11 protein-coding genes are annotated in these 9,736 nt (G+C 72.4%); 7 read left to right on the top strand and 4 right to left on the bottom strand.

What is annotated here, in order from left to right; translation table 11 throughout:
- Nucleotides 1–72: 72 nt before the first annotated feature.
- From DJ75_RS06675 to DJ75_RS06655, 5 genes are all read left to right on the top strand, one after another.
- Complete coding sequence (locus DJ75_RS06675) at nt 73–930, top strand: DUF502 domain-containing protein (protein WP_094523729.1); 858 nt, start codon at nt 73–75, stop codon at nt 928–930.
- Nucleotides 927–1,409: an archease gene (locus DJ75_RS06670; RefSeq protein ID WP_094523727.1), complete on the top strand. Its 483-nt coding sequence runs from the start codon at nt 927–929 to the stop codon at nt 1,407–1,409. Before DJ75_RS06675 ends, DJ75_RS06670 begins: the two co-directional genes overlap by 4 nt.
- A gap of 69 nt (nt 1,410–1,478) precedes the next feature.
- Nucleotides 1,479–2,006 carry a hypothetical protein gene (locus DJ75_RS06665; RefSeq protein ID WP_094523725.1) on the top strand — a complete coding sequence of 176 codons (528 nt, stop codon included), beginning with the start codon at nt 1,479–1,481 and terminating at the stop codon, nt 2,004–2,006.
- A gap of 79 nt (nt 2,007–2,085) precedes the next feature.
- A complete protein-coding gene (locus DJ75_RS06660; protein WP_094523723.1) occupies nt 2,086–3,594 on the top strand; it encodes an RtcB family protein in 1,509 nt (502 codons plus the stop codon).
- Nucleotides 3,595–3,703: 109 nt separating this feature from the next.
- Nucleotides 3,704–4,396 (top strand): hypothetical protein, encoded by a 693-nt coding sequence (locus DJ75_RS06655; RefSeq protein ID WP_094523721.1) that lies wholly within the window; start codon nt 3,704–3,706, stop codon nt 4,394–4,396.
- A gap of 21 nt (nt 4,397–4,417) precedes the next feature.
- On the opposite strand, the gene DJ75_RS06650 is transcribed toward DJ75_RS06655, so the two are convergent.
- From DJ75_RS06650 to DJ75_RS06635, 4 genes are all read right to left on the bottom strand, one after another.
- Nucleotides 4,418–5,146 (bottom strand): SDR family NAD(P)-dependent oxidoreductase, encoded by a 729-nt coding sequence (locus tag DJ75_RS06650; RefSeq protein WP_094523719.1) that lies wholly within the window; start codon nt 5,144–5,146, stop codon nt 4,418–4,420.
- Between the two features lie 109 nt (nt 5,147–5,255).
- Nucleotides 5,256–5,567: a thiamine-binding protein gene (locus DJ75_RS06645; protein ID WP_094523717.1), complete on the bottom strand. Its 312-nt coding sequence runs from the start codon at nt 5,565–5,567 to the stop codon at nt 5,256–5,258.
- A gap of 61 nt (nt 5,568–5,628) precedes the next feature.
- On the bottom strand, nt 5,629–6,564 hold the full coding sequence (locus DJ75_RS06640; protein WP_094523715.1) for an alpha/beta hydrolase: 936 nt from the start codon (nt 6,562–6,564) through the stop codon (nt 5,629–5,631).
- The gene (locus DJ75_RS06635; protein ID WP_094523714.1) at nt 6,561–7,013 is read right to left on the bottom strand and encodes a hypothetical protein; all 453 of its coding nucleotides are present in this window, start codon (nt 7,011–7,013) and stop codon (nt 6,561–6,563) included. The genes DJ75_RS06640 and DJ75_RS06635 overlap by 4 nt, the downstream gene beginning before the upstream one ends.
- A gap of 291 nt (nt 7,014–7,304) precedes the next feature.
- On the opposite strand from DJ75_RS06635, the gene DJ75_RS06630 reads away from it, so the two are divergent.
- Both DJ75_RS06630 and DJ75_RS06625 read left to right on the top strand, forming a co-directional pair.
- Entirely contained in the window at nt 7,305–8,498 is a 1,194-nt protein-coding gene (locus tag DJ75_RS06630) for a DUF4013 domain-containing protein (protein WP_094523712.1), read from the top strand.
- Nucleotides 8,499–8,523: 25 nt separating this feature from the next.
- Nucleotides 8,524–9,591 (top strand): mRNA surveillance protein pelota, encoded by a 1,068-nt coding sequence (locus tag DJ75_RS06625; RefSeq protein ID WP_094523710.1) that lies wholly within the window; start codon nt 8,524–8,526, stop codon nt 9,589–9,591.
- Nucleotides 9,592–9,736: the final 145 nt, after the last annotated feature.

The raw sequence follows: 9,736 nt of genomic DNA, 5'->3' as shown, positions 1-9,736 counted from the left end.
CGCTCCGAGGCGATCCCTCCGAGAGCGCCCGTCGACGGAAGCGTTTTGTCCGGTTCGTTCGTGGTGCCGACAATGGCTGTCGAGTCCCCGCCGAACCGAGGGCGCCTCAGGCGGGCGCTGCTGACCGGCGTCGCCGTCATCGTCCCCTCCGTCATCACGCTCGCGGTGCTGGGGTTCGTGTTCAACGCGATCTACGACTACCTGGACGCCTTCTCCACGGCGATCCTGCCGCTGTTGCCGCGGTCGACGCTCCCGATGGGCCGGGAGGTCGCCATCGAGGTCGCGACGCCCGTCGTGTTCGTCGGGTCGATCCTCCTCATCGGCGTCGCCGTCGAGTCGACGCGGTACGGCGAGCTCGCGGTCGACTACGCCGACTACGCGATCGAGCAGATTCCGGGCGTCGGCTCCGTCTATCAGGGGTTCCGACAGATGAGCGACGCCATGCTGGAGTCGGACGGCGGGAACTTTCGGGAGGTGGTCCTCGTCGAGTTCCCGACCGAGGACGTGTACACCCTCGCGTTCGTCACGAGCGACACGCCGGACGCGGTCGCCGGCCCGGCCGAGAGCGGGGAGATGCGGACGCTGTTCATGCCGATGGCCCCGAACCCGGTGATGGGCGGGCACGTCCTGTTCGTCCCCGAGCGGCGGATCGTCGACGTCGACCTGAGCGTGGAGCAGGGGATCCGGGCGCTCGTGACGAGCGGCGTCGCCCTGGAACGCGCCGCGGCCGACGCCGACGGCGTGTCGCCGTCGCAGATACGCGACGCCGGCCAGGGCGGGCGGATCGGCTCGTACCACTCCCCGACGTCGGACGCCGCGAAGCGCCCGGACGAGGAGACTGACCGGGCGAGCGACCATTCGGGCGACGACCGGGGCGGGCGGAGCGACGAGCGGATCACGCCCGACGACGGCCCGGGTGACCGCTCGTGAGCTTCGCGCTCCGCGACCACACCGCCGACGTGGCGGTCGAGGCGACCGCGCCGACCCTCGCGGGGCTGTTCGAGGCCGTCGCCGACGGGCTCACGGCCGCGAGCTGCGAGGCGGTCCCGGAGACCGGCGAGCGCTTCTCGCTGACCGTGCGCGCCGAGGGCCGCGAGGCGCTGCTGTTCGACTACCTCGACCGGCTGATCTACGAGCGCGACGTGCGGCTCGTCCTCCCCGCCGACCACCGGTGTTCGGTCTCGGGGCCGAACGGTTCGGCGGCGGACGGCGACGACGCGACGGCCGACTCGACGGCGGACGATGACGACGCGACCGCCGACCCCGACGGGTGGACCGTCGAGGCGACGGCCCGCGGGGTCCCGCTCGGCGACGTCGCGGCTCGCGAGATCAAGGCGGTCACCTACTCCGAGATGACCCTCGAACGGCGGAGCGACGAGTGGTACGCGTACGTCGTCTTCGACGTCTAAGGGGAGATAGACACCCGAGAGGAACCGATCCGTGAAAACGATTATCCGTGTCGAGAGCGTTGTTACCGTATGTCACGGACGGACGACACGGGGACGACCGACCGCCGCTGGGGCGCGGGCGCGCTCGGCGGTCTCGTCGCCGGCGTGGCGATGGGCGTGGTGTTACACGGAGCGCTGGGACTGATGCCGACGATCGGCGCGCTCGTCGGCGTCGAGACGGCCCTCGGCGGCTGGGCGGTCCACCTGTTCAACAGCGCCCTCTTCGGCGCCCTGTTCGTCGCGGTCTTCGACCGGTCCTTCTTCGACGACCTCCGCGCCGACGTCGGGGGGTGCCTCTCGCTCGGCGTCGTCCACTCGGCGCTGCTCGGGGTGATCACCGGCGGACTGCTGTTGCCGACCGCGATCGCGCTGGAGGGGGCGACGTCGCTGCCGGTCCCCACGCTGCCGTTCCCCGGCCTCACGGCGAGCTTCGAGTTCGGCGCGGTGATCGCCGTCGCGCACCTGATCTACGGGCTCGTGCTCGGCCGCGTCTTCGCCGCGCTCACGCTCGCGGAGGGCGCGATCGGTTGGCTGCCGTTCGATCCGGTCGACCGGTAGCGGGGCGACCGCCGCACCGCCGCCGGCGTCGCGCCCGCCTCTCGCAACGCCCTTGCCCCCGCGCGCCGAACGCCGGGGTATGACAACGCGCGAGTTCGACGGGATCCGACTGGAGAAGGTGCGCGACCACGTCTGGGAGATCCTCCGAGAGGGCGACATGAACGTCCCCGCGCGGGTCCTCGCCAGCGAGTCGCTGCTGGAGGAGATCGGCGACGACGACTCGCTCCAGCAGCTGAAGAACGCGACGCACCTCCCGGGGATGGCCGAGCCCGCCCTCTGTATGCCCGACGGCCACCAGGGGTACGGCTTCCCCGTCGGCGGCGTCGGCGCGATCGACGCCCGGACCGGCTGTATCTCGCCCGGAGCGGTCGGCTACGACATAAATTGCGGCGTGAGAATGGTAAAAACTAATCTCACCTACGACGACGTGCGCGGCCGGGAGTCCGAGCTCGTCGACGCCCTCTTCGAGGCGATCCCCTCCGGGCTCGGGGGCGGCGGCGTGATCGGCGGCGACGCCGACGCGATCGAGGGCGCATTGGAGCGCGGCGTCGAGTGGGCCGTCGAGCGGGGGTACGGGATCGAGAGCGACCTCGCGCGCTGCGAGGACGAGGGGCGGCGGCCCGACGCCCGGCCGGAGTACGTCTCCCAGAAGGCGATGGACCGCGGGCGCAACCAGATGGGCTCGCTCGGGTCGGGGAACCACTTCCTGGAGGTCCAGCGCGTCACGGACGTGTTCCTGCCCGAGGTCGCCGAGGCGTACGGGCTCACCGAGGACGGGATCGTCGTCCTGATCCACTGCGGGAGCCGCGGACTCGGCCACCAGACCTGCAACGACTACCTGCGGCGGATCGAGAAGGAGCACGGCGACCTCCTCGACTCCCTGCCGGACAAGGAGCTCGCGGCCGCGCCCGCCGGCTCGGCGCTGGCCGAGGAGTACTACGGCGCGATGGGGGCGTGCATCAACTTCGCGTGGGTGAACCGCCAGCTGATCACCCACCAGGCCCGCGAGACGTTCGGCGAGGTGTTCGACGCCGATCCGATCGAGGACCTCGGGATGGAGCTCCTCTACGACGTCGCGCACAACATCGCGAAGAAGGAGACCCACGACGTCGGCGTCGACGCCGACGGGCGCCCCGCGGTCGGCGACGAGGCCGTGGACCGCGCGGATCGAGAGCTGTACGTCCACCGCAAGGGCGCCACGCGCGCGTTCCCCGCGGGCCACGAGGACGTGCCCGAGACGTACCGCGAGGTGGGCCAGCCCGTGATCATCCCCGGGAGCATGGGCGCCGGCTCGTACGTGCTCCGCGGCGGCGCGGAGTCGATGTCGGTGTCGTTCGGCTCCACCGCCCACGGCGCCGGCCGGCTGATGAGCCGGACGCAAGCGAAACAGGAGTTCTGGGGCGGCGACGTGCAGGACGACCTCGAGGACGGCCAGCAGATCTACGTGAAGGCGCAGTCGGGCGCGACCATCGCCGAGGAGGCCCCGGGCGTCTACAAGGACATCGACGAGGTGATCCGCGTGAGCGACGCGCTCGGGATCGGCGACAAGGTCGCGCGGACCTTCCCCGTCTGCAACATCAAGGGGTAGCGGCGGTCTCCGCCCGCCGCCGAGCGCTTTCGCGGCCGACCTTCTCTTCCCGGCGAGCGCTTTCGTTGCCGGCCGCTTATACCGGATGCCGCGGCCACGTCGCACCGAGATGAGCGACCACTCGCGGAACGATAGCTCGTCCGACGCGGTCTCGAGACGATCCCTGCTCGGCGGCGTCGCCGCCGTCGCCGGTGGCGGCCTCGCCGGGCTCGGCGCGCTCGCGGCGTCGAGCGAGCCGGCGGCCGCGGTCGACGGCGACCCCGCCGCCTTCGAGGCGGGCGACGCGCCGACCGTCACCAGCAACGACGGGCGGATCGACTCCGTCTACCTCTCGCCCGCCCTCGACGTGTCGTGGACCGACTTCTCCGCCGGCGTCGAGCGCGTGACGCTCGTGCTCGCCGTCGGGAGCGACGCCGGCGTCGACGAGGTGTACCGGGAGACGCTGACCGCGTCAGACCCGGACGCGACGCCCGGCGACGTCGCGGCGGTGGGGAGCGCCGACGGCGGGAAACCGGACGGGACGGCGCCCGACTTCGCGGCGGTCGACGGCGGCCTCACCGCCCGGTTCGAGCGCGCCGACGCGACCGCCCGCGGCGACGCGGTGACGAGCGAGTCGCTCGGTGACCCGAACTTGGCCGGCGGCGAGAGCGCGACGACGACCCTCGACGTCGTGTTCCGCGCGGACGTCGTCGGCGGCGGCGACGAGGCGACCGTCGTGCGCACGACGACCGTCGACGTGACGGTCGAGAACCCCGCCGGCGACGCGACGGCCGGCGGTGAGGTCGAGGTGGACGCCGCGTAGGACGGGGCGGTTCCGGCCCGCTCAGAGGTGCATTCCGCCGTCGACTTCCAGCACCTCGCCGTGGACGTACTCGTTGTCGATCAGGTAGCGGACGGAGTGGGCCACGTCCGCCGGCTCGCAGGCGTACTCGGGGAGGTGGGTGTCGACGTTCTCGTGGCCGCGAAACTCGATCCCTTCGAGGTAGTCGAGGATGACGTCGTTGAGGTCGGTCTCGACGGGACCGGGCGCGACCGCGTTGACCTGCACGCCGTCCGGGCCGAGCTCCCGAGCGAGCGCGCGCGTCAGCCCGTGAACCCCGGCCTTGCTCGCGGCGTAGCTGGCGTCCACCGTCCCGAGCGTGCCGCCGACGCTGGAAAGGAAGACGAGATCGCCCCCGGCCGCCCTGAGGTGCGGCGCCGCCGCGCGGGTGACGCGGAACGCCCCGGAGAGGTTGGTGTCGATCACCGACTCCCACTCGGCGTCGGTCGTCTCTTCCAGCCGGTTCGGGCGCGTGATCCCGGCGTTGTTGACGACCGCGTCTAGCGAGTCGAACGCGTCGACGGCGGTCTCGACGAGTCGGTCCGCGGCCGCGGACTCGGAGATGTCGGCCCGCACGGTGACGGCCTCTCCGCCCGCCTCGCGGACCCGCTCCGCCGTCTCGTCCGCGGCCTCCTCGTCCGACCGGTAGTTGACGACGACGTCGCGCTCGGCGAACTCGACCGCGATTGACCGCCCGATTCCGCGACTGCTTCCGGTGACCAGTATCGCCATACCCACACGTGTGATTAATGGTTAATACCACTAACGAATACAAAACCGCGATCGGGCGGCGCTCGGTCGCTGCGGATCGCAGTCGCTCGCGATCGAACCCGGGACTCCGTCAGCGCTCTCGCTTCGCCTCTCGGCCGAGCTCCTGCTCGACCGCTTCGACCTTCCGGTCCGCGGTCGTCTCCGCGGTCCGCTTGTCGTCGATCTTCAGCACCGTCGAGACGCGGTCGCCGTCGACGGCGTCGTGGGCGGCCGCGGCGGCGGCGAACACCGTCTCGGCGTCGTCGGCCTCGATCACGGTCCCCATCGGGTTCGTCTCGTAGCTCACGTCGAACGCGTCGAGCGCGGCGACCGCCTTCGCGACCTCGCTCGCCATGCTGTCCTCGATCACCGGCGCGACGCTCAACAGCGCGACTGTGGTCATGGTTGCGGATCCGCGCCGCCGACACTTAAAACGGCGCGCGCGGCGGAACCCGCGTCGACCCCTACTCGAGCGCGTCCCGCAGGAACGACAGCTGGTGCCCGACCGCCGGCTCGAAGTCCTCGCCGAGCGGGGAGAAGTGGTCCGCGGGCATGGTGACGACCGTCCCGCGCGAGAGCGACTCGCCGGCGTCGACGACAGCCTCGCTGTCCACGATTGCGTCGTCGGTCCCGGCCAAGAGGAGGGTCGGCGCCCGGATCTCGTCGAGCCGCCCGACGGGTCGGTAGTTCGCGACCCGCAGCAGCGACCGCGCCGGCGTCTCGTTGCGCCACGTCGACTCGCGGTCGACCAGGTCCAGGTACTTCCGTTTCGTCCCCGGCTCAGTGATCGCCGCGAGCTCCTCGGTACCGCCCACGATCGGGACGCTCCGGCCGCGACCGAACCGGTGACCGACCAGGTCGCGGAGCCCGGCGATCCCAGAGCGCGCGAGGTACTTCGCGCCTCGGCGTCGGGCGATCGCGCGGCCGTCGAGCATCGGGACCGCGCCGATCACGGCGTCGACGTCGGCGCGCTCCGCGGCGAGCGCGAGGACGTGCGCCGCCGACAGCGACGCGCCCCAGAGCACGAGTCCGCGCCCGACGGCGTCGACGCGGCGGACGCGGTCGATCGCGGCCGCGTAGTCGGCGCGCTGGTCCGCGGGGTGGACCGCCTGCGAGTCGCCGTCCGAGGCGCCGAACTCGCGGTAGTCGAAGCAGAACGCCGCGTAGCCGGCGTCGGCGAACCGCTCCGCGACCGCCGGGTAGCCGAAGCTCCGCTCCGCGCCGAGGCCGGGCGCCATCACGATCACCGGGGGGTCGTCGCCGTCGCCGCCCGGGAGGTAGAGGGTGCCGCGGCAGGTGTCACCGTCGACGTCGAACGCGAGCGCACGGGTGGCGAACCGCTCGCGGGGCGGCCGGGCGAGGCGGCGCTGCGCGCGGTTCACCGGGTTCCGGCGGGTCACGATCGGTCCCCGGAATCCGCGCGGTCGCCGTCGCCGCGGGCGGCATCGTCGTCGTCGGCCTCCGCCGCGGCCGGATCTTCGTCGTCGGCCGCCGCGGCTTCGTCCGCGTGCGACAGCGTCTCCAATACGCGCGTCGAGAACTCCGTCTCCGAGATCTCGTACGCGGCCAGCGCCTCGAACCACTCCGGCTCCGCGCGCCACGTCCCGAGGACGTCGCCGGGCGCGCGGACGACCGTCGCCTCGACCCGGACGGGGTCCCACTCGTCGGCCTCGGCGCGGTCGATGAGCGCGTTGAGGGCGCGCCCGATCTCGGGGTGGTGCACCTCGCGGCCGGGAAACGCCGTCATGTACGTGAGCTCGAGCGGGTCGCCGCCGTCGATCTCCTCGACGCTGATCCCGTAGCTGCGGAGCGCCGGCTCCACGTCGGTCGTCTGCTCATCGCCTGTCATACGGGACGGTCGACCGGACGGAATAAATCGCTACCGGCGTCGCTCGGTGCGAGAGAAGTTCTCGGTCCGTCGAAAGCCGCGGACGGGGGATGGCCGCCGCGCGCGGCGGCCGTGATCGGAGTTGTCAGAGGCACACGATTGTCCCGCGCGGCCGGTTTGTTCTACTTCGTGAAATCATATAAACGCTCGGGAGGCGGTCCTTCTGGTTCCTCCGCTCCGGAACTCGTGCCCGCCTCGACGCGGTCCGCCGAACCGGGCATGCTTTATCACCGTCGCGGGACAGGATCGGATATGATCCGGGGCGCGTCGTCGGTCCTTCCGCGGTCCGCCGACGCCGCCGGCGTCCTCGTCGTCGGCGGCTTCCTGACCCTGCTGGCGTGGGTGGCCACGCCGGTCTGGGTCGGCGGCGTCCTCGCCGTCCCGCCGCTCGTCGTCCTCGCGCCGCTCGCGCTCGCGCCCGCCTTCGTGCTCCGCGGGTACCTCGTCCGCGTCGTCGCCGGCGGGGGGGCGACCGGGAACCGGGAGGGCGCGCCGCCGTTCGTCGCCTGGAACGAGCTCTATCGGGACGGCGCGAAATCGGTCCTGCTGAGCGCGCTGCTGCTCGCGCCGTTGGCGCTGCTGTTCGCGGTCGCGGCGCTCGCGTTCGCCGCCGTCGAGACCGGGGCCGTCGACCTCGCCCCCGCGACCGGTCTCGCCGAGCGCGCGCTCGGCCCGAGGAGCGCTCCCGCCGTCCTCGGCGCCGGCGGCGGGCTCCTGAGCGTCGCCGTCGCGGCGTACCTCCTCGCGTTCGCGTACGTCAGGCCGGCGGCGCTCGCCGCGTTCGCCGCGTCCGGACGGCTCCGCGACGCCCTCCGTCCGGGGCGGGTCGCCGCCGTCGCCGGCTCGGCGGAGTACGCGACGACGTGGCTCGTCGCGGTCGCGGCGCTCGGCGCGGGGTACGCGCTGGCCGCGCCGCTCGTCCCGCTCGTCGCCGGCGTCCCGCTCGCCTTCGCCGTCCGGGTCGTCGCGCACGCGCTCTACGGCCGCGGCGCCGCGGACGCGATCGAGTTCGACGCCGCTGAGCCGTCCGAGCCAGCCGAGTCGGCCGACTCACCGGCGGCGGGAGCGTCCGAGTCGCCCGCGCCTCCGTCTGCGTCTCCGACCGCGGCGTCGGGAGCGCCCCCGGAGCCCGCGGACCCCTCCCCCGACCGGTTCGACGGCGGGTCCCGGCGATCGGCGACCGAGGCGTCGGCGGCGGTCCAGACCGGTCGGACGGTCCCGATCGGCGCCGACCGAGGGGCGCGGACCGGGGTCGACTCCGCCGGCTTCGAGTGGAACGCCGAAGGCGACGTGGAGAGCGGTGACGAGCGAGCGCCGCCACCCGACGACGGACACGGCGGTGACCGCCCCGAGCGGGGAGGGACCGACCGCCGGGACACCGACCGCGGGGGCGCCGCCGACGGGTTCGACTGGAGCGCGCCCGTCGACGCGGAAGACAAGAGTTGATACGAGCGCGGGCGAACGGTCGCCCATGCGCATCTCCGACCGGGGCTACGGCGAGGAGGGCCGGGAACGGCTCACCCTCGTCCCCGAGAACGTCGACGACCTCTGGCACCTCGCGCACGTCCTCGAACCGGGTGACCTCGTCGAGGGGGACACCACGCGCCGGATCCAGCGGAACGACGACCAGATGCGGGACACCGGCGGCCAGCGCGAGCACCTGTTCGTCACGCTGGAGGTCGACGACGTGGAGTTCGCCCGGTTCGCCAACCGGCTCCGCGTCGGGGGCGTGATCGTCGCCTGCTCCCGCGAGGACCAGCTCAACGCCCACCACACGCTCAACGTCGAGGAGCACGACGAGATAACGGTCGAGAAGCACTTCAAGCCGGACCAGACCGAGCGGCTGGAGGAGGCGACGGAGGCCGCCGAGAACCCCGACGTCGCCATCGCGACCGTCGAGGAGGGGGCCGCCTACGTCCACACGGTCCAGCAGTACGGCACCGAGGAGTACGCCTCGTTCACGAAGCCGACGGGGAAGGGAGAGTACTCGCGGCCCCGCGAGGAGCTGTTCGCGGAGCTCGGCGAGGCGCTCGCGCACCTCGACGCCGACGCCGTGATCCTCGCGGGCCCGGGGTTCACGAAGAACGACGCGCTCGACTACGTCACCGAGGAGTACCGCGACCTCGCCGACCGGATCACCACGGTCGACACCTCCGCCGCCGGCGACCGCGGCGTCCACGAGGTGCTCAAGCGCGGCGCGGTCGACGAGGTCCAGAAGGAGACCCGGATCTCGAAGGAGGCGAGCCTCATCGACGAGCTGACCGAGAACATCGCGCAGGGCGCGAAGGCGACGTACGGCCCGGAGGACGTGGCCGAGGCCGCCGAGTTCGGCGCGATCGAGACCCTCCTCGTCGTCGACGACCGGCTCCGCACGGAGCGGCAGGGGGAGGGCGACTGGTCGATCGACGTCAACGAGGTGATCGAGTCGGTCGAACAACAGGGCGGCGACGTGGTCGTCTTCTCCTCCGAGTTCGCGCCCGGCGAGCAGCTCTCGAACCTCGGCGGGATCGCCGCTATCCTGCGGTATCGGCTGGAGTGAGAAACGGAAGCGGCGCAACGTCTATTTATAAATGAACTGTGCGGTGGCGCGTGCCTGCGAGCGGGCCATCGGCCCGCGAGCAGCACCGCGCGAGGGAGTCAGTCGTCCGGAGCGAAGCGGAGGACGACTGACGAGGCTGGGGAGG

This window comes from Halorubrum sp. Eb13 (assembly GCF_002252895.1).
In the GTDB taxonomy this organism is placed as follows: domain Archaea; phylum Halobacteriota; class Halobacteria; order Halobacteriales; family Haloferacaceae; genus Halorubrum.
This window is presented reverse-complemented; position numbering and strand designations above follow the sequence as displayed.